The following is an 18,548-nucleotide window of genomic DNA, read 5'->3' as shown; positions in this document are numbered from 1 at the left end:
CCCGAGCGGGCGTGGGGTGCGGGTGGACGGGTGCGCCCGTCACCCCGGGCGCCTGGGCGCCGCCGTGTGCTGCTGAGTCAGGCGGCGGCGTGCGTACGCAGCAGCTCGGCGACCGTGGTGCCGGTGGTCACCGGGTCGAGCGGGTGCATCAGCACGCCGTCGACCTGCGCGTAGGAGGCGAGCCATCGGTCGGCGGCCCGGGCGATGACCACGCAGGTGGGCGGGGCGTCTTCCCGGTCGTCCTTGATCTGGCGGGCGATGCCGATGCCGCCGCCGGGGCTGGCCTCGCCGTCGAGCAGCATCAGGTCGATCTCGTAGTCGTCGACCAGCCGGACGCAGCCGAAGTAGTCGGACGCCTCGACGAACTCGATCGTGATCCCGGGGGCGGGACGGGTGCCGACGGCCAGCCGCATCCGGTCCCGGACCTGCGCGTCGTCGCTGTAGAGCAGGACGGTGCAGAGACGCTCGCTCATGCCGACACTCCGCTTCGCTCCGTGCCGTGATGAGGCACCGTCGCACTGAGCCTGACTCGCTCGCTGCGCTCACTCATGGGCTGTACTCCTCGTTGCTGCCGTTGATCGTACCGGGCGGTGTGGCGTACCCGACATCCCGCCTGCCGGCCCCGGGCCGACCGGGTGTCGCGGCAGCTCAGGATGGGGTTCCGGGGGCCGCGGCCGGGGTGGCGGCGGCCTCGGCGGCGCGTTCGCGGGCCTCCTGCCGGTCCAGCTCGCGATCGACCCGGCGGGCCTCCCGCTCGGACTGCTTCACCCACTGCACCACCAGCACCGCGAGCATCGTCACGCTGACGAATTCCCCGCCGGCCCACAGGACGCCGCCGGCGACCACCTGGTCGTTCCACGGGTCGGACCAGGCCAGGTTGAGCGACGGGTACCAGTCGCCGCCGAACAGGGTGGTGCTCTGCATGATGGTGAGCCCGAGCACGGTGTGGAACGGCACCGACAGCAGCATCAGCAGCGCCCGCGCCGGGTACGGCCAGCGGCCGGGCAACGGGTCCAGCCCGAGCAGCGGCCAGAAGAACACGCAGCCGGTCATGATGAAGTGCGCGTGCACCAGCTCGTGCGCCCAGGCGTGTTCGAGGGTGTAGCGGTACAGGTCGGTGAAGTAGAGCGCGAACGGGTTGACCACGAAGATGGCGAACGCCACCAGCGGGAAGCTGTAGATCCGGGCGATCCGGCTGTGCACCACCGCCAGCAGCCGTTTGCGCGGGCCGACCGGCAGGGTGCGCAGCGCCAGGGTGATCGGTGCGCCCAGGGCCAGGAAGATCGGGGAGACCATCGACAGCACCATGTGCTGCACCATGTGCACCGAGAGCAGGGCGGTGTCGTAGGCGTGCAGGCCGCTGACCGTGACCGCGGCGATGCCGCCCAGGCCCGGCCCGAGGAAGCAGACGGTACGGACCACCGGCCAGCGGTCGCCGCGCAGCCGGAGCCGGTGGACCCCGTAGAGGTAGAGGCCGGCGGCGAGGACCAGGCCCAGGGCGAGCCAGCTGTCCAGCCGGGTCTCGGTGAAGACCCGGGTGATGTCGAACGGCGGCGGTACCTCGACGCCGCCCGCCGCGAGGCCGGTGGGCGGGGCCGTCGAGGTGGCGGCGAAGATCGAATCGACGTGCAGCACGCTTTTCAGGCTAGGCCAGGCGAACCGGACCGCCACGATCGGGCCATCCCTCACCCGGGTTTGGCCCCCCGCTGATCGCCCGCCCCGGTCAAGGGCAATAATGACCGCGTGACTGCGGCCCCAGCCATTGACAAGAGCCGGATCCACTCTCTGACGCGGCCCAACATGGTCAGCGTCGGGACGATCGTGTGGCTCTCCAGCGAACTCATGTTCTTCGCGGCGCTGTTCGCGATGTACTTCTCGATCCGTGCGGCGGCGCCAGAGCAGTGGGAGAAGCACACCGAGGTACTCAACATCCCCTATGCGACCACCTTCACGGTGATCCTGGTGCTGTCCTCGGTGACCTGCCAGCTCGGTGTCTTCGCGGCCGAGAAGGGTGACGTCCACGCCCTGCGGCGCTGGTTCACGCTCACCTTCGTGATGGGCCTGATCTTCGTGCTCGGCCAGGCGAACGAGTACCTGACCCTGGTGCACGAGGGCGTGAAGATCAACGAAGACGGTTACGGGTCGATGTTCTACCTGACCACCGGCTTCCACGGCCTGCACGTGACCGGCGGTCTCATCGCCTTCATCATCTTCATGATCCGCACGACCATGGGCCGCTTCACCCCGGCCCAGGCCACGTCGGCGATCGTCGTGTCGTACTACTGGCACTTCGTCGACGTCGTGTGGATCGGGCTCTACGCCATGATCTACTGGCTTCAGTGATCTTGGCGTGTCACGTTCCGCGCCGCTGCTCCGTCCCCTGAGACAAGGTCCAACCGGTTAAGGACACAGGTCATGACTTCTGACAACGACCGCCGACGCGGTCTGCTCGCGCGCCTGCGCGGGCGGCCCGCGGCGCGCAGCAGGGGCCGCCGCCGGCTGGGCGCGGCGTTCCGGCTGATCGCCGCGTTGACGCTGGCCGGCGGCGCCTACACCGTCTTCGCCCCCGGCGTGCAGGCGCAGGAAAACCCGCCGCTGACCGGTGCCGCAGCCGAGGGTCGGGCGCTGTTCGACGTGAGCTGCGTGACCTGCCACGGCCGCAACGCCCAGGGCGTCGAGGGTCGTGGCCCGAGCCTGATCGGTGTCGGCTCCGCCTCGGTGGAGTTCCAGGTCAGCAGCGGTCGGATGCCGATGGCCCGGCAGGAGGCGCAGGCCATGCGCAAGCCGCCGGTCTTCACCGACGAGCAGGTCCGCCAGCTCGGCCAGTACATCCAGGAGCTCGGCGGCGGCCCGCAGGTTCCGCAGGGCAACCTCCGCGAGGGCGCCAACCTCGCCACCGGCGGCGAGCTGTTCCGGATCAACTGCTCGCAGTGCCACGCCTTCGGTGGCGGCGGCGGCGCGCTCTCCTCGGGCAAGTACGCCCCGAGCCTCGCACCGGCCAGCGACGCGCAGATCTACGCCGCGATGCTCAGCGGCCCGCAGAACATGCCGGTGTTCGGCGACAACCAGATCACCCCGGAGCAGAAGGCGGACATCATCGCCTACATCCAGGAGTCCCTGAAGGCCGACCAGGACCAGGGTGGCTTCAACCTCGGCCGGTACGGCCCGTCCACCGAGGGTCTGGCGATCTTCCTGGTGGGCATCGTCGCGCTGGTCTTCGCGAGCCTGTGGATTGCGGGCAAGTCGTGACCCAGCGGATCGTCAACAGCATTGCCGTGGTGCCGTGCGCCGGCACCGCCCGTAGCGAGGTGACGGCATGAGCACCCAGACCGAGCAGCACGCCCCGCAGGGTCGGGAGCCGCTCGACGTCCACGACCCCCGGCTCTCCCGGTTCGACATCGTCACCGAGGGCGCCCGCCGGGACGACATCGAGATCGTCCACTACGAGGAGCAGGTCGTCCCGGGCAGCAAGGCCGAGCGCCGGCTGACCCGTACGGTCGCGGCGATGTTCCTGCTCACCGGCCTGGCCGCCACCGCGTTCCTGGTCGTCTACATCTGGTGGCCCTGGGAGTACGAGCCGGGTCGCGGTGGTGACAAGTGGTACACCCCGCTGCTCGGCCTCACCCTGGGTGTCGCCCTGCTCGGCATCGGCTTCGGCATCCTCACCTGGGGCAAGAAGCTGCTGCCCAAGGAGGTCTCGATCCAGGACCGGCACGACGGTCCCGGGTCGGCGGAGGACCGGAAGATCACCGGCGAGACGATGCTCTACCTCGCCGACGAGATGGGGGTACGGCGTCGTCCGCTGCTCGGTGTCTCGCTGGTCGCCGGCCTGCTGCCGGTCGGTGCGGTCGCGGCGGCCCCGCTGGTCGGTGGCCTGATCTCCAACCCGCACAAGAACAACCAGATGTTCACCACCGGGTTCGCGCCGGCCGACGGCAAGAAGATCCGGCTGGTCCGCGAGGACGGCCGGCCGATCCGGCCCGCCGACGTCAGCACCGGTGGTCAGCTGACCGTCTTCCCCGGCATCGAGCACGGCGTGAGCAACAAGCACGCCGACTCGCCGACGCTGCTGATCCACCTGCGGGAGTCCGACGCGGAGAAGTCCCGGCAGGCCAACTCGCGGGTCGGTCACGGTGACTACATGTGGGGCAACTACGCGGCGTACTCCAAGATCTGCACGCACGCCGGCTGCCCGGCGAGCCTGTACGAGCAGCAGACCAACCGGCTGCTCTGCCCGTGTCACCAGAGCCAGTTCCTGATCACCGACAACGCCCGCCCGGTCTTCGGCCCGGCGAGCCGGCGGCTGCCCCAGCTGCCGATCGAGGTGGACGAGGAAGGCTTCTTCGTGGCGAAGTCCGACTACACCGAAACCGTCGGCCCCGACTTCTGGGAGCGGCCATGAAGCGCCGAAAGTTTGACGTAGCAGCGGTGCCGGGCAAGGCCGCCGGGGGAGTGGACGACCGCTTCCAGGTCGCCACCCCGTTGCGCAAGCTGCTCAACAAGGTCTTCCCGGACCACTGGTCGTTCCTGCTCGGCGAGATCGCGCTCTTCTCGTTCGTCGTGCTGCTGCTGACCGGCGTCTTCCTGACCTTCTTCTACGAGCCGGCGATGACCGAGGTGGTCTACAACGGCAGTTACGCCCCGCTGCGGGGCACCCCGATGTCCGCCGCGTACGCCTCCAGCCTGGACATCTCGTTCGATGTCCGGGGTGGCCTGATCATGCGGCAGATGCACCACTGGTCCGCGCTGCTGTTCATGGCCGCGATCGTGGTGCACATGATGCGGGTCTTCTTCACCGGCGCGTTCCGCAAGCCGCGGGAGACCAACTGGATCATCGGGTCGCTGCTGTTCTGGGTCGGCTTCCTCGCCGGTTTCTCCGGCTACTCGCTGCCGGACGACGGCCTGTCCGGCACCGGCCTGCGGATCGCCTCCGGCATCATGCTGTCGATCCCGGTTGTCGGCTCCTGGGTCACCTCGTCGATCTTCGGTGGCGAGTTCCCCGGTGAGATCATCATCAGCCGGTTCTTCATCGCCCACGTGCTGCTCATCCCGGGTCTGCTGGTCGCGTTGATCAGCGCCCACCTGGGCCTGGTGTTCAAGCAGAAGCACACCCAGTGGCCCGGCCCCGGCCGGACCAACGACAACGTGGTCGGCGAGCGGATGTTCCCCCGCTACGCGCTCAAGCAGGGCGGCTTCTTCATGGTCGTCTTCGGCGTGATCGCGCTGATGGGCGGCCTGTTCCAGATCAACCCGATCTGGTACTTCGGCCCGTACGAGGCGTGGGTGGTCTCGGCCGCGAGCCAGCCCGACTGGTACGTCATGTTCCTCGACGGCTCGACCCGACTGATGCCGGCCTGGGAGATCAACATCCCGATCGGCAACGGGTACGTCATCCCGCCGCTGTTCTGGCCGACGGTCGTCCTGCCCGGCATCCTGGTCGGCCTCTCCACGCTCTATCCGTTCGTGGAGGCCCGGCAGCTCAAGGACTACCGGCACCACAACCTGCTCCAGCGGCCCCGGGACGTCCCGGCCCGGACCGCGGTGGGCGCGATGGCCGTCGCCTTCTACATCGTGCTGACCCTCTCCGGCGCGAACGACGTGATCGCCGACAAGTTCCACATCAGCCTGAACGCGATGACCTGGGCGGGCCGGATCGGCCTGCTGATCGTCCCACCGCTGGCGTACTACGTCACCTACCGGATCTGCCTCGGGCTCCAGCAGCACGACCGGGAGGTGCTGGCCCACGGCGTGGAGACCGGCATCATCCGCCGCCTGCCCGACGGCCGGTTCGAGGAGGTCCACCAGCCGCTCAGCGCCGGTGACGGCCACGGGCACGGCGAGTTGGACTACGTCGGCTGGGTGGTGCCGAAGAAGATGAACCGGCTCGGGGCGCTCGGCCCGGCGATCCGGGGCTTCTTCTACCCGATCGAGAAGCCGGTCGAGGCACCGGTCTCGCCGGGGCACCCGCCGGTGGAACCCCGCCCGGAGCGGGAGGAGATCGGCAGCGGAGATTCCCGCCGCTGACCTGCCTGTACCACTCGACCGAGGCGCCCGCCGGAGGATTCCGGCGGGCGCCTCGTCCGTATCCCCAGCCCGCCTCGCCCGTTTCCGCTCCGGTCCGGTGGGGGCGTGCGGTGCGGTGTCCGTTTTCCGGCCGGCGGGCCGGCGCGGTCGGACCCCAACGGGTGGAAAGCCAGGATTAACCCTCGCCAGTCGGGTATCCGTGCGGTCCACCGAAAACGGGGAGGGAACATGTTGGGTATCAAACGCCTGGGACTGCTGGCCACGCTGGCGGTGGTCGGCCTGGCACCCGCGGCTGCCGCGCAGGCCGCCGCGCAACCGTCGGCGCAGGACACCCAGTACCTGCAGGCGGTGCACCAGGTCAACCTGGCGGAGATCGTCACCGGGAACCTGGCCCAGAAGAAGGGGCAGAACGAGCAGGTCAAGCAGTTGGGGCAGCAGTTCGTCACGGATCACACCCAGCTCGACCAGACGGTGCAGAGCACCGCGCAGCAGCTGAACGTGACCCTGCCGAACGCGCCGACAGCCGATCAGCAGAAGGTGATCGACAAGCTCAACGGCCTCAAGGGCGCCGCGTTCGACAAGGCCTGGGTGACCGCTGAGCTGGCCGGTCACGTGCAGGCCATCCAGGCCACCCAGACCGAGATCTCGCAGGGCTCCGAGCAGTCGGTGGTCCAGTTGGCGCAGGACGCCCTGCCGGTGTTGCAGGCGCACTACGACGCGCTGGTGGCCCTGGCCCAGGAGTTGGGCATCCCGGTCCCGCAGACCAGCGCCAGCGGCACCGCGAGCCCGGGTGGCAGCGGTACGCCGGCACCGGGTGGCACGACCGGGTCCCCGACCCCGGGCGGCGGCACGGAGTCGCCGGAACCGGGCGGCACCACCGAGACGCCCGTTCCGGGCAACAGCTGACGTCTCGTACCACCTGATGGTGGCCGGTCCCCAGGGGCCGGCCACCGTCGTCTGTCCGGGCGTCGGTCAGTCGGCGCTGGCCAGGCCGATCGCGAACGCCTCCTCCAGGTCGTGCTGGGAGTACGCGCGGAAGGCGATGTGCGACTCGGTGTTGAGCACCCCGGGCACCTTGGAGATGCTGCCGGCGATGACCTGGGCGATCTGCTCGAACTCCCGGACCCGGACGATGGCGATCAGGTCGACGTGTCCGGCCACCGAGTAGACCTCGCTGACACCGGGCAGGTTGGCCAGGTTCTCGGCCACCTCGGGGATCGAGTCGGTGGCGCAGTCGATCAGGACGATCGCGGTGATCACTGGACGCTTCTCCGTTCGTCGTGCCCGGCGCGACGCCGGCCTGGTGTCGTCGACCATGCTAGTGCCGCCCTCGCCGCCCGCGGGCTGCCCTCCGGTGGACGCGGCTGCCGGTCAGAGCAGCATGGTGCGCGGGTCGGCGGCCATGGCGCGCAGCCAGGCGGCCGCCTCCGCCGCCCCGGGGCAGCGGGCGGTGTCCAGCGCGGCGGCCAGGGCGTACATCTCGGGCGGCGGGATGAGCAGGCTCTCCCTGCTGCGCAGCCCCAGCTTGACGGTGCCGGAGTCGGCGGTGACGGTGAGCACCGGGGTGCGGGTGACCGCGCCGGTGGCGACCAGCGAACCGTCACTGGAGACGCCGGTCTGCGCGACGGCCGCCGCGTGCAGCGACACCGACCGGGCGGCCCGCAGGTCGACGCTCTTCGTGGTGAGCCCGACCACGGTGAGCCGGCTGCCCTCCAACCAGGCGCCGCTGCGCACGATGCTGGTCACCAGCAGGCCGATGAGGAGCAGGACCAGCCCGGCCGACACCAGCGCGGCGATCGCCGGCACCGCCGCGCTGCCCGAGGTGTCGTTGCCGCCGGCCGCGTTGATGCCGGTGCCGATGAAGGCGCCGACACAACCGCAACCGACAGTCAGGATGACACCCAGCACCAGCAACGAGACGACCCGACCGGTACGGCTCGACCGGTAGCCGACCGACAGGGGGATCCGGGGCGCGGAGGGCTGCATGCTGGTGATTCTGACACCGGTGATCAACGTCCGCCCGGTGAGGCGGCGACGGTGAGCGCGCCGTCGGCCCGGATCGCGTCGCGGAGCCGTTCGTCCGGGCCGACCGTCGCGCCGGGCCAGACCACCACGCGCTCCACGTCGCCGCGTACCACCGCGCCCGAGCCGACCACCGCGTGCCGGACCCGACCGGTGACGGTGGCGGTCGGGGCGACCAGCGCGCCGTCGCCGGCGGCGTGCAGGTTGGCCGCCAGGTAGTCGGCGGGCGTGCCGGTGTCGAGGAACGTGCCCGGGTACGGCACCACGGTCAGCTCGCCGGCCGCCTCCGCCGGCCGCCACACCGTGCGGACCAGGTCACCGAAGCTGGCCGGCAGCTCGCGCACCCGGTGCCAGGGCAGCAGGGAGAAGCCGGTGAAGACGTGCCCGTCGAAGGTGCCGGGGGCGCGCGGGTCGGGTGCCGGCCGACCCAGCAGTCGTACGGAGTGGAAATCCCACCCGGCCAGCAGCACCGCGATGTCGGGGCCGGGGGCGGCCCCCGGATCGGCCAGGTAGGCGTCGGCGTTGCCGACCAGCACCCCCCGGCCGGCGATCCAGTCCCGCAGGTTGCCCAGGCCACCGGCGGTGCCCAACGGGTCACCCGGCTCCACCGACAGGTGCGCCCGGTCGCCGACGTGCGCCACCACCTGGTCGGCCAGGTAACAGGCGTTCACCGCCACCCGCCGGGGCCCGGTCAGGCCCAGCCCGGCGAGCCGGTGCAGGGCCCGGTCCAGCAGCGGCACGTTGCCGACCGGGCAGAGCGCCTTGGGCACCCGGGCGGTCAACGGGCGCAGCCGGGTGCCCTCACCGGCGGCGAGCACCACCGCGCACAGGCCGTCCGGGGCGGTCACGTCGTCGGCTGGCCGGCCTGCGGCCCGATGCCGTAGTGGCCGAGCAGGTTGGCGGTGGCCCGGCTCAGCCGGGGCAGGTCGTCCAGCGGGTGCCAGGCGGCCTCGAAGACCTCCGCGCCGTCGACGGCCAGGGTGGTGGTGGCGGCGGGCACCTCCGCCTCGAAGACCATGTCCACCCAACCCCGGGTGTGCACCACGGCGTTCGGCACGGCCGGGCGGAGCTGCTCCGGGGCGAGCCGCACCCCGGACTCCTCGTGCAGTTCGCGGGCCGCGCCGACGACCGGGGTCTCACCGCGTTGGAGCAGGCCGGCGGGCAGCGTCCAACTGTGCCCGGGGGGTTGGCGCAGCAGCAGCAGGCGGCCGGCGCCGTCGGCCCCGCTGTCCCGGACCAGGGTCACCGCGCCGACGACGTACTTCGGCCCGGCGAGCCGGACCAGGCGACGCCGCACCGAGACCGGCAGCCGGTAGAAGACCTTGTACGCCACGGCCCGGCCGGTGGCGCGGGAACGGAGGATCATCGCTCCAGGCTAGGCCGTCGGCGTGCTGCCGTGGGGTGCGGGGCGACCGGTCACCCGGCCAGGGACTCACTGTCGATGGTCGACCAGGTCGATGAGCTGACGGACCACGGTGTCCGGTTCGACCGCCCGGTCGAAGACCGCGACCAACAGGGTCTCCAGGTCGGGGTAGCCGAGTTCCTCCGACAGCCGCAGCAACGGCAGGTCACTGGCCAGCCCCCGGTTGTGCGTACGCAGCGCCAGGCCGATGGTGGCCCGGCCGAGGCGGACCTTGTCGGCGATGGAGATGCCCGGCTCGACGTGCTCGGTGAACCAGCGGCTGATCTGCATCTGCGCGTGCGGCGACTTGACGAAGTCGAGCCACTCGCGGCGGGGGCCCCGGGGTGCGACGTCCGCCTCGAAGCCGCTCGCGACGCTGCTCTCCGAGTAGATCTCCACCACGTCGCCCTCGTCCAGTTCGGACGCCAGTGGGGCGAGCCGGCCGTTGATCCGCGCGGCGAGGCAGTGGTCGCCCCGCTCGGTGCCCAGCTCGTAGGCCAGGTCGATCGGGGTGGCCCCGGCCGGGAGCACCACCTGCCGGCCGTCGGCGACCACCTGGATCTGCGCCTCGGCCAGGTCGCACCGCAGCGACTGGAGGAACTGGGCCGGGTCGGGGGCCTCCTGCTCCCAGTCGAGCACCCGGCGCAGCCAGGAGAGCTGGTCGGTGTTGCTGGCCCCGGTGGCGGCGCGGGGGAAGCGGAAGTCGGCGGCCACGCCGTACTCGGCGCAACGGTGCATCTCCCGGGTGCGGATCAGCACCTCGACGGTGCGGTTCTGCGGGCCGCAGACGCTGGTGTGCAGGGAGCGGTAGAGGTTGTTCTTGGGGGAGGCGATGAAGTCCTTGAACCGGCCGGAGACCGGCCGCCAGCGGCCGTGCACCGCACCGAGGGCGGCGTAACAGTCGGTGGCCGGGCCGTCGACCACGATCACGATCCGGGGCAGGTCGTACGGCTGGGCGTGCCCGCCGGCCACGGTGTCCTTCCAGATCGAGTAGAGGTGCCGGGGGCGGACGCTCACCTCGGCGTCCACCCGGCTGCGGCGCAGCGCCACCTTGGCCTGGGCCACCACGTCGTCGAGATAGGCGTCCCAGCCGGGCCGGTCGTGCACGTGCCGGGCCAGCCGGGCGTGCTCGTCGGGCTCCAGGTGCAGCAGCACCACGTCGTCCAGGTCACGCTTGAGGGTCTGGATGCCGAGCCGGTCGCAGAGCGGGACCAGGACCTCCTGGGTCTTGCGGGCGATCCGCTCCCGGGAGGCGGCCGAGCGGACCCCGAGGGTACGCATGTTGTGCAGCCGGTCGGCCAGCTTGATGATCAGCACCCGGACGTCCTTGCCGGCCGCGATGATCATCTTGCGGATCGTCTCCGCCTCGGCGGCCTTGCCGTAGAACGCCTTGTCGAACTTGGTCACCCCGTCGACCAGGTGCGCCACCTCGTGGCCGAAGTCCTCGCTGAGCGCCTGGAGGGTGTAGCGGGTGTCCTCCACCGTGTCGTGCAGCAGCGCCGCGACCAGGGTGGTGGTGTCCATCCCGAGGTCGGCACAGATCTGGGCGACCGCCAGCGGGTGGGTGATGTAGGGCTCGCCGCTCTTGCGGAACTGACCGCGGTGCATGTTCTCGGCGATCGTGTACGCCCGGCGCAGCACCGAGGCGTCCGCGCTGGAGTGGATGCCACGGTGGGTACGGACGAGCTGGGTCACCGGGTCGGCGTCGTTGGCCGGCCAACTCAACAGGGACCGGAGCCGCCGGGCCAAGGGCAACTCACCCGGCTGGGCCGGGAGCGCACCCCCCAGGGCGGCGCCGTGTCCGGCGTCGACGTCCACGTGGGACACCTCCTCACCCCGGCTCCACGGTCACCGTCACCGGCAACCGGAAGCAGGCCCACGAAACGGGCAGGACTGCACTCCCTTAACAGACTAAGCGAGGCGAGGTCGTCCGATCGGTCACTTGCTCATGGGCGTTCGGTCGAGAGTTGGTGGGACCCGCCGCCCTCGGCCTTGACCAGCAGGTCACGGAACCGCCCCGCGCCGGCCACCGGGGACGACCAAACGGACGTCATCTCCACCAGCCGGGTCTCCGGTCGCTCCAACCAGGACAGGATCCGCTCGGTCTCCTCGGCGGTGGCCCGGGGCACCGGCCCGTGCCCACCCGGTTCCACCGTCTCGGCGGTGGCCCGGATCGCGGTGATCGTCGGTCGCGGATGGACACCCGGCGGGGAAACCCCGGCACCGGCGAGCCGCCCGTACCGGATCAGCGCCAGCTCCCAGCCACCCCCGGCGGCGGGTCGGGCGGCGGCCACCTCGGCGATCCGGGTCAACGCGGCCAGCCGCTGCATCCGGACGGCGGCCCGCAGCACCGCCGCCAGCCGGGACCGCACCACCGCCGCCTCCTCGTAGCGCTGCGCCGTCGACAGCGCCTCGATCCGGGCCAGCAGGGCGTCCACCACCACCTGCGGGTCACTGGTGGTGGCGGCGCGGAACGGCGCGACGGCGCGGTCGTCGTACTCCTGCGGGGTGATCCGGTGCTCGCAGGGCGCCGGGCAGCGACCCAGCTCGGCCAGCGCGCAGGCCGGTGTGACCGTGCGCAGCGACAGCCGGTGCGTGCACTGGCGCAGCGGCACCGCGTCATGGAACCCGGCGGCGGCCAGCTCGGCGGCCCGGGTGGAGCGGAACGGACCCAGGTAGGCGGTGTCACCGGGGGCCAGGCCGCGCACCACCGACAACCGGGGGTACGGCCCGCCGGTGAGCTTGAGCCACACCATCCGTTCCGGATACTTCGACCGCCGGTTGTACGGCGGCGCGTGCGCGGCGATCAGGCGCAGCTCGCGTACCTCAGCCTCCAGCGGGTGGGCGCACTCGACCGCCTCCACCCGCTCGGCGGCGGCCAGCATCTCCGACATCCGGGCCCGCTTCTCGGCGGCGGTGAAGTAGCTGCGCACCCGGGTGGCGATGTCCCCGGAGGTGCCGACGTAGAGCGGCCGGTCGTCGGCGGCCCGGAAGATGTAGACCCCGGGCGCCTTGGGCAGCCCGTCGGCGAGGTGCCGCTTGCGCCGCTGGGTGGGGGTGACCGCGCGGGCGAACTCGATCGCGTCGCCGACCGTGTCGACCCGGTGCCCGCCGAGCCGGGCGATCAGCCCGTGCAGCACGTCCACCGTCGCCTTGGCGTCGTCGAGCGCCCGGTGGGTGGGCTGGGTGGCGGTGCGGAAGTAGGCGGCCAGGGTGCCCAGCTTGCGGTTGGGCACCTCGTCGCGGCTGAGCACCCGGCGGGCCAGGGCCGCCGTGTCCAGCACCCGGGGGTTGGGCCAGCGGTAGCCGTGCTTCGCGCAGGCGGCCTTGAGGAAACCCACGTCGTACGGCGCGTTGTGGGCCACCAGCACCGCGTCGGCGACGAACTCCAGGAAGCTCGGCAGGACCTCCTCGATCGGCGGGGCGGGGATCAGCATGGCCTGGGTGATGCCGGTCAGCACGGTGATGAACGGGGGGATCGGCACCCCCGGGTTGACCAGGGTGGCGAGCACCCCCAGCTCCTCGCCGCCCCGCACCTTGACCGCGCCGATCTCGGTGATGCCCCCGCCGTCGGGTGAGCCGCCGGTGGTCTCCAGGTCGACCACCACGAACGTCGTCGCGTACAGCGGCAGGGCCGGATCGACGCCGCCGGCCGACTGGTCCAGACCGGCCAGGGTCTGCTGGACGTACTCCCCAGGTGCCACGGGCGGCAGGCTAACCGTTCGGTGCGACACTCGCGTCACCGCAGCCCCAGGGGCCCCGGCCGGCATAGGATGAGAGATCGGCTCACTCAACCGGCGGTGGGCCCGGTCGCGGTGGGAGACTTGCCCCATGCCCCTCACCGAGCCGTACGACGACCACCTCCCGGAGGAGGGGTCGTCCGCCGCCGTGCCCGAGGCCGGCGGGGACCTGGGTGCGGGGGCATCCGAGCCCGGACCCACCCTGCCCGAGCCGGAGTCCGAGCCCGGCCTGCCCGAGCCGGAGCCGGTCCTGCCCACGCCCGACGAATCCGACGACGGTGAGCCCGGGGCCGGGCTGCCGGAGCCGGAGCCCGTCCTGCCCGAGCCGGTCCGGCAGCGGATCGTGGCCCTCACCGCCGCCGTCCTGCCCGGTCTGCCCGCCGACGAGGTGCCGGTGCCGCTGCGCCGGGTGGCGAAGTTCGCCCCGAACCGCCGGGCCCGGCTCGGTGGTTCCGTCATCGCCGCCCAGCTCACCGCCGACCCGCTGTTCCGGCAGCGGGTCACCGCCCGGGTGCTGGCCGACGCCGGTGACCTCGGCGCGGCCGTCGTCGAGGGCACCGCGCCGGCCGCCGCCGACCCGGTCGAGGTGGCCGCCCTGGCCTACCTGGTCCGTCCCCGGGGCTGGCGGGAGCTGATCGACACCAGCGGCGCGGCGGTCCGCGCCGAGGCGGACAGTGCCGTCGTCGCCGAGCTGGTCCGCGAGGCCGAGCAGCGGGCCACCCGCGCCGAGCACGACCGGGCGGTGGCCCGGGTGGAGGCGGACAAGCTCCGCGACGAGCTGGCCCGGGTCCGCGAGGAGCTGGGCCAGCTCCGGGAGGAGAGCCGCCAGCTCCAGCGCAGCCTGCGGGAGACCCAGGCCCGGGAACGCCGGGCCAACGAGCTGCTCGCCACCGAACGCGGCCGGGCCACCCGGGCCGCCGCCGACACCGACGCCGAGCTGCGCCGCGCGCGGGCCCGGCTGGCCGAGGCCGAGGCGGCGGCGGGGGTGGCCAAGGCCAGCGCCAAGGAAGCCCGTTCGGTCGACGACGCCCGGCTGTGGCTGCTGCTGGAGACGATCGGTCAGGCCGCCGTTGGGCTACGCCGGGAGCTGGCCCTGGACCCGGTGGACAAGCTCCCCGCCGACTTCGTGGCCGACGCCTTCACCGACACCCCGGTCACCACCCAGGGCGGGCCGGCCGCCCGCGCCCGGGACACCGACGACCCGGCCCGACTGGACCAACTCCTCGCCCTGCCCCGCGCCCACCTGGTCGTCGACGGCTACAACGTCACCAAGCGCGGATTCGGCGAGATGTCCCTGGAACAGCAGCGCAAACGGCTGATCACCGGGCTGGGCGGGATCGCCGCGCAGACCGGTGACGAGGTGACCGTGGTCTTCGACGGGGCGGAACGGATGCACGGGCTGCCGCCCACCCCGCGCGGGGTGCGGGTGCTCTTCTCCCGCAAGGGCGAAACCGCCGACGAGCTGATCCGCCGGCTGGTCCGGGCCGAACCGCCCGGCCGCCCGGTGGTGGTGGTCTCCTCCGACCGGGAGGTCGCCGACGGGGTACGCCGGCACGGGGCGTACCCGCTGGGGGCCGACTCGCTGCTGCGCCGGCTGGCCCGCTCCTGAGCGACGCGGACGGCGTCGGTGCGGTGGCCGTCGACCGGGGGTGCGGGCACCGTCTCGGCGGCGAGCACGCCGAACCGGGCGGGCGTGCTGCGGTACCCCGTGAGGAGGACCGGGCGAACGTCCGGTCCGGGCTGGCCCGCAGTGTCAGCCGGGGATCTCCGGGGCCATCGGGTGGGGCAGGCGGAGGCGGTCCTCGGGCACTCCCGCCAGGGGTAGCCAGCGGCGGGCGTCGTCGAGCAGCGCCGGTGGGCCGCAGACGTACACCTGGTGGTGGGGTTGGTGGTGGTAGAGGGCGAGGGTGAGCGCGTCGCCCTGCTCGGCCGGCGCGGCGTGCGGGTCGTGGGAGAAGGCGGGCACGATGGTCAGCCAGTCGTGGGCCTGCTGGAGTGTGTCGAGGGTGACAGCGTCGTACAGCTCGGTGAAGGTGCGGGTGGCGGCGATCAGGGTGACCCGGTGGCCCTCGGGGGTGGCGGCGACCTGTTCGACCAGGGCGCGCAGCGGGGCCAGGCCGGTGCCGCCCGCGACCAGCAGCAGGTCACCGTCGCGCAGGTGCAGGCCGGTGTCGCGGGGCGGGCCGAGGTGCGACAGGTCGCCGGGGCGTACCTCGTGCACGAGGCTGGCCGAGACGGTGCCGGCGGCCACGGCGCGGACGTGCAGCTCGATGGTGCCGTCGCGGCGGGGTGCATTGGCGGGGGAGTACCAGCGCCACCGGCCGGGGTGGTGTGCGATGTGGACGGGGACGGCCTGGCCGGGGCGGTAGGCCAGCCGGGACCAGGGGCGGAGGGTCAGGATGGCGATGCCGGGGCAGGGCCGGTCGTGATCGATCACCCTGGCCGGCACGCCGTCACCGGCCCATTCCGCCGTCATGGCGGGATCGCTGGGCGTCGCCTCCGGCGGTGCGACGGACCACGCCGGCGGGCGGTGCACGGCGCTCATCGGGCCACCGCCCGGCGCACCCGGGCGATCCGTTCGTCGGGCAGGTCAGCCGCCCAGCACACCCCGACCAGGTAGTCACCGATACGCCGGTGCTGCTCCTCCGACAGGCCGAGCCCACCCCAGGCGTCCGCCGCCTCCCCAGCGAGCGCGGCGGTCACGCTCGCCGTCAGGTGCGCGGCCAGCCGGACCCGATCCACCCCGACGAGGTACGGCGACAGCTCCGCGTCCGCCGTCACCAGCCGCAACCAGCGGCGGACAATCTCGGCCGGTGCCATGCCGCACCCGCCCTGCGCCGGCCGACCGTCACAGGATGGCCGGTCCCCGTCGGGGATGTCTGCTGCGGTCGTCATCGTGTCTGCGCCCCTGGACTCGCGGAAGGTGGATAGGCACCGGGGCGGGCGGGGACGAGGTCGCGTCGTTCGGGTCGACACCATCCCGGAGCCCGGCACCCGCCCCGGGCCCTGCATCCACCCTGGCCAGCCGAGCGAGCATTCGGTACGACTACTCCCCGCACCTGTGCTGTACCTGAGCTGCACCGGGATCACTTAGAATCCCGTGGATCGGTCTCATAGCGAGCGGAGGCGTGTTGATGCACACCGTCCACGCCTGGACTGGACACGAGACGCGGGTGCTACGGCACGCCCTCCGGATGAGCATTCGTGACTTCGCCGAACACCTCGGAGTCAGCGAACGTACCGTCTCTAAATGGGAGGCGGGACGGGCGGCGGTACGACCTCGTCCAGAGATTCAGGCGGCCCTTGACACCGCGTTGGGTATGGCACCTCCGGACGCAGCGCTTCGCTTCGCCTCGGTGGTCGGCTCGAAGGAATCCCCGCGTGAGACGTTCGCCGACAGTTACCGCGTCGAGTCGCACAAGTTCATCCCGGCTTTCGTGGGGACGAAAGCAGCGCAGGCTTTCGCGTTCTCCTGCCAGTCTCAACTCCACGAATGGCTGGATGTCTCCTCGACGCAGATACCACATGCGAACGGGGCATGCACCGCCTATGTGTTCCGCTGCGGCGTGGTGGTGCTGCATCTCAGGCAGGATCTCGACCTGACGCGGCTAGCGACCCTGGCCGCATGGCGCTACGCGACCTACGAGAGCGATCTGCCATGGGCCACCGAGTACCTCCGGCAGACTCTGCCGCTTGACGCCGCCTGGCAGCCACCCGAATACGTCCTGTCGATGTATCTCCTGCGGAACACGATGTGGGCTGGAGAAGAACTGGACAACGCCCTCCGTCTCATGAGCCTGCCGTCGGTGTTGGTCAACCGACAGGCGCGGCCTGAGCCCGAGCCGGTCGGGACCCACGTCGAACGTCGGCTCCTGGTGCAGGGTTTCGACCAGCCTGCCGTCGAACCGTTCGGAGTAGCGGGTGTGTCCGTTGGGTACGCAAGCTGGTCCGGCCTCGCCTATTACCCTCTCTCCCCGGAGCGAGCGCTGATGCCGGACGACTTGGTCTCGTTCGAGATTGATGTGCAGATGCTCTGGGCGTACTGCCGACACATCCAGCGAGAAGTCGAAGCGGGACGCGATCCGTTGATGCCGCAGCCCTACGGTTGGCGTTTCCTCCGGGCTGCTCACTCTCGGCTGACCACGGCGCGGGCTCAGGAGACGGCACAGCACTGCATGATGCGGGAGGCCGCCTTGACAACGAGCGGGCTACCGGAACGCCTGGCGCAGGCACAGGCCGCGCTTCGGGAGACCGAGGGCCAGAGTGGCAGAGTTTTCGCATGAGTGAGACGCGCGCCGCCCTGATCGTCATCGACATGCAGAACGGCTTCATCAACGATCGGAGTCGGCATGTCGTCCGCAAGGTGGTCGAACTGGTCGAGCGCTGGGAGGCTACCGGTCGGCCGGTGGTGTTCACCCGCTACCACAACTACCCTGGGAGCCCTTTCGAGCGGCTGATCCACTGGTCCGCCGTGCAGGGGCCGCCGCAGACGGAGATCGTGCCCGAACTGGCCGCACATGCACGCAGGGCGCAAGGCATCGTCGACAAGACGATCTATTCGTACTTCTCGCCCGAGGGCGCTGCGTTGGCGGAGCACGAGGGCTGGACGGATTTGGTCTTCTGCGGGATTGCCACCGAAAGCTGTGTGCTGAAATCAGCCGTGGATGCCTTCGAACGGGACCTCACCCCCTGGTTGGTGGTGGATGCCTGCGGCAGTCATGGTGGCGAAGCCGCCCACGACGCGGGCCTGCTGGTGGCCCGCCGGTTCATCGGCGCTGATCAGCTGGTGACTGTGCAGGAGGTGGTCGCCGGATGAGTGGCCGGTTCGGATAGGCCGTGTCCACCGGCTGGGCCCGGGTTGATCACCGGTTGTCCGATTGTGTCGTACCCGATGGCTAGTGTCCGACCTGACCGACGGTGCTCGGGTGGTGACGATGGTCCTCCGCCCGACGCCGCACTGCGTCAGGAGGCACGATGCTCATCGACTGCGACGGTTGCCGGGTCCGGGGCGCGGGTTGCGCCGGCTGCCTGGTGACGGCCCTGCTTGACACCGACTCGCCGGCCGCCGCCCTGGGTGCTGCCGAGCACCGGGCGATCGAGGTGCTCACCCGCTCCGGCTTCGAGGTGGAGGTGCTGGCCCACGAGACCCGCCGGGCCCGGCCCACCCGCCGCCGCCGGGTCGCCTGACCGCCGCCGTCCCGCCGGAGCAGGCCCGCCGGGTCCGCCGAGGTCCGTGGCCGACGGTCGCTCCGCGCGGGCCGGGTGGGTCCGGGCAGACACCACGGCGGGGCCGCGTCGGCGGGCCATAGGATGGGCGCTCACGGCGGGAGGAGCGGCGGCATGACACGGGTACGACGCCA

19 protein-coding genes are annotated in these 18,548 nt (G+C 71.7%); 9 read left to right on the top strand and 10 right to left on the bottom strand.

Annotated elements, in window-relative coordinates:
- Positions 1-77: 77 nt before the first annotated feature.
- Together JQN83_RS20300 and JQN83_RS20295 are read right to left on the bottom strand one after the other, a co-directional pair.
- Positions 78-473, bottom strand: a complete 396-nt coding sequence (locus tag JQN83_RS20300; RefSeq protein WP_208568721.1) for a hypothetical protein — start codon at positions 471-473, stop codon at positions 78-80.
- Between the two features lie 175 nt (positions 474-648).
- Positions 649-1,635, bottom strand: a complete 987-nt coding sequence (locus JQN83_RS20295; RefSeq protein ID WP_208568720.1) for a cytochrome c oxidase assembly protein — start codon at positions 1,633-1,635, stop codon at positions 649-651.
- A 108-nt stretch (positions 1,636-1,743) separates the two neighbouring features.
- Here JQN83_RS20295 and ctaE point away from each other — a divergent pair, with 108 nt between their 5' ends.
- The 5 genes from ctaE to JQN83_RS20270 all read left to right on the top strand — a co-directional run bounded on the left by ctaE (position 1,744) and on the right by JQN83_RS20270 (position 6,930).
- The gene (gene ctaE / locus JQN83_RS20290) at positions 1,744-2,343 is read left to right on the top strand and encodes an aa3-type cytochrome oxidase subunit III (RefSeq protein WP_067314692.1); all 600 of its coding nucleotides are present in this window, start codon (positions 1,744-1,746) and stop codon (positions 2,341-2,343) included.
- 72 nt (positions 2,344-2,415) lie between these two features.
- Positions 2,416-3,249 carry a cytochrome bc1 complex diheme cytochrome c subunit gene (qcrC, locus tag JQN83_RS20285; RefSeq protein WP_208568719.1) on the top strand — a complete coding sequence of 278 codons (834 nt, stop codon included), beginning with the start codon at positions 2,416-2,418 and terminating at the stop codon, positions 3,247-3,249.
- Positions 3,250-3,316: 67 nt separating this feature from the next.
- On the top strand, positions 3,317-4,402 hold the full coding sequence (gene qcrA, locus JQN83_RS20280; RefSeq protein ID WP_208568718.1) for a cytochrome bc1 complex Rieske iron-sulfur subunit: 1,086 nt from the start codon (positions 3,317-3,319) through the stop codon (positions 4,400-4,402).
- On the top strand, positions 4,399-6,024 hold the full coding sequence (gene qcrB, locus JQN83_RS20275; RefSeq protein ID WP_208568717.1) for a cytochrome bc1 complex cytochrome b subunit: 1,626 nt from the start codon (positions 4,399-4,401) through the stop codon (positions 6,022-6,024). The genes qcrA and qcrB overlap by 4 nt, the downstream gene beginning before the upstream one ends.
- Positions 6,025-6,252: 228 nt before the next feature.
- Positions 6,253-6,930, top strand: a complete 678-nt coding sequence (locus tag JQN83_RS20270; protein WP_208568716.1) for a DUF4142 domain-containing protein — start codon at positions 6,253-6,255, stop codon at positions 6,928-6,930.
- Between the two features lie 66 nt (positions 6,931-6,996).
- Here JQN83_RS20270 and JQN83_RS20265 read toward each other — a convergent pair whose 3' ends face one another.
- The 6 genes from JQN83_RS20265 to JQN83_RS20240 all read right to left on the bottom strand — a co-directional run bounded on the left by JQN83_RS20265 (position 6,997) and on the right by JQN83_RS20240 (position 13,152).
- Entirely contained in the window at positions 6,997-7,284 is a 288-nt protein-coding gene (locus JQN83_RS20265; RefSeq protein ID WP_208568715.1) for an Lrp/AsnC family transcriptional regulator, read from the bottom strand.
- Between the two features lie 111 nt (positions 7,285-7,395).
- Positions 7,396-8,010: a hypothetical protein gene (locus JQN83_RS20260; protein ID WP_208568714.1), complete on the bottom strand. Its 615-nt coding sequence runs from the start codon at positions 8,008-8,010 to the stop codon at positions 7,396-7,398.
- 23 nt (positions 8,011-8,033) lie between these two features.
- Complete coding sequence (locus tag JQN83_RS20255) at positions 8,034-8,894, bottom strand: sugar phosphate nucleotidyltransferase (RefSeq protein WP_208568713.1); 861 nt, start codon at positions 8,892-8,894, stop codon at positions 8,034-8,036.
- The gene (locus tag JQN83_RS20250) at positions 8,891-9,412 is read right to left on the bottom strand and encodes an NUDIX hydrolase (RefSeq protein WP_208568712.1); all 522 of its coding nucleotides are present in this window, start codon (positions 9,410-9,412) and stop codon (positions 8,891-8,893) included. The genes JQN83_RS20255 and JQN83_RS20250 overlap by 4 nt, the downstream gene beginning before the upstream one ends.
- A gap of 66 nt (positions 9,413-9,478) precedes the next feature.
- Positions 9,479-11,266, bottom strand: coding sequence for a RelA/SpoT family protein (locus JQN83_RS20245; protein ID WP_208568810.1), 1,788 nt, complete (start codon positions 11,264-11,266; stop codon positions 9,479-9,481).
- A 128-nt stretch (positions 11,267-11,394) separates the two neighbouring features.
- On the bottom strand, positions 11,395-13,152 hold the full coding sequence (locus tag JQN83_RS20240; protein WP_208568711.1) for a DEDD exonuclease domain-containing protein: 1,758 nt from the start codon (positions 13,150-13,152) through the stop codon (positions 11,395-11,397).
- 127 nt (positions 13,153-13,279) lie between these two features.
- Here JQN83_RS20240 and JQN83_RS20235 point away from each other — a divergent pair, with 127 nt between their 5' ends.
- Positions 13,280-14,797 carry an NYN domain-containing protein gene (locus JQN83_RS20235; RefSeq protein WP_208568710.1) on the top strand — a complete coding sequence of 506 codons (1,518 nt, stop codon included), beginning with the start codon at positions 13,280-13,282 and terminating at the stop codon, positions 14,795-14,797.
- A gap of 144 nt (positions 14,798-14,941) precedes the next feature.
- Here the strand turns inward: JQN83_RS20235 and JQN83_RS20230 are convergent, their stop codons facing one another.
- Positions 14,942-15,733, bottom strand: coding sequence for an FAD-binding oxidoreductase (locus tag JQN83_RS20230; RefSeq protein ID WP_208568709.1), 792 nt, complete (start codon positions 15,731-15,733; stop codon positions 14,942-14,944).
- Positions 15,730-16,008 (bottom strand): hypothetical protein, encoded by a 279-nt coding sequence (locus tag JQN83_RS20225; protein ID WP_208568708.1) that lies wholly within the window; start codon positions 16,006-16,008, stop codon positions 15,730-15,732. The genes JQN83_RS20230 and JQN83_RS20225 overlap by 4 nt, the downstream gene beginning before the upstream one ends.
- A gap of 314 nt (positions 16,009-16,322) precedes the next feature.
- Between JQN83_RS20225 and JQN83_RS20220 the strand changes: the two genes are divergently transcribed.
- The 3 genes from JQN83_RS20220 to JQN83_RS20210 all read left to right on the top strand — a co-directional run bounded on the left by JQN83_RS20220 (position 16,323) and on the right by JQN83_RS20210 (position 18,375).
- Complete coding sequence (locus JQN83_RS20220; protein WP_279632815.1) at positions 16,323-17,471, top strand: helix-turn-helix domain-containing protein; 1,149 nt, start codon at positions 16,323-16,325, stop codon at positions 17,469-17,471.
- Positions 17,468-18,004, top strand: a complete 537-nt coding sequence (locus tag JQN83_RS20215) for a cysteine hydrolase family protein (protein WP_208568706.1) — start codon at positions 17,468-17,470, stop codon at positions 18,002-18,004. Before JQN83_RS20220 ends, JQN83_RS20215 begins: the two co-directional genes overlap by 4 nt.
- A 158-nt stretch (positions 18,005-18,162) precedes the next feature.
- Entirely contained in the window at positions 18,163-18,375 is a 213-nt protein-coding gene (locus tag JQN83_RS20210; protein ID WP_208568705.1) for a hypothetical protein, read from the top strand.
- Positions 18,376-18,548 lie beyond the last annotated feature (173 nt).

It is taken from the genome of Micromonospora antibiotica (assembly GCF_017599305.1).
GTDB classification, from domain to species: Bacteria; Actinomycetota; Actinomycetes; order Mycobacteriales; family Micromonosporaceae; genus Micromonospora; species Micromonospora antibiotica.
Note: the sequence above shows the minus strand (reverse complement) of the source record. Positions and strands in the feature narration are given on the sequence as shown.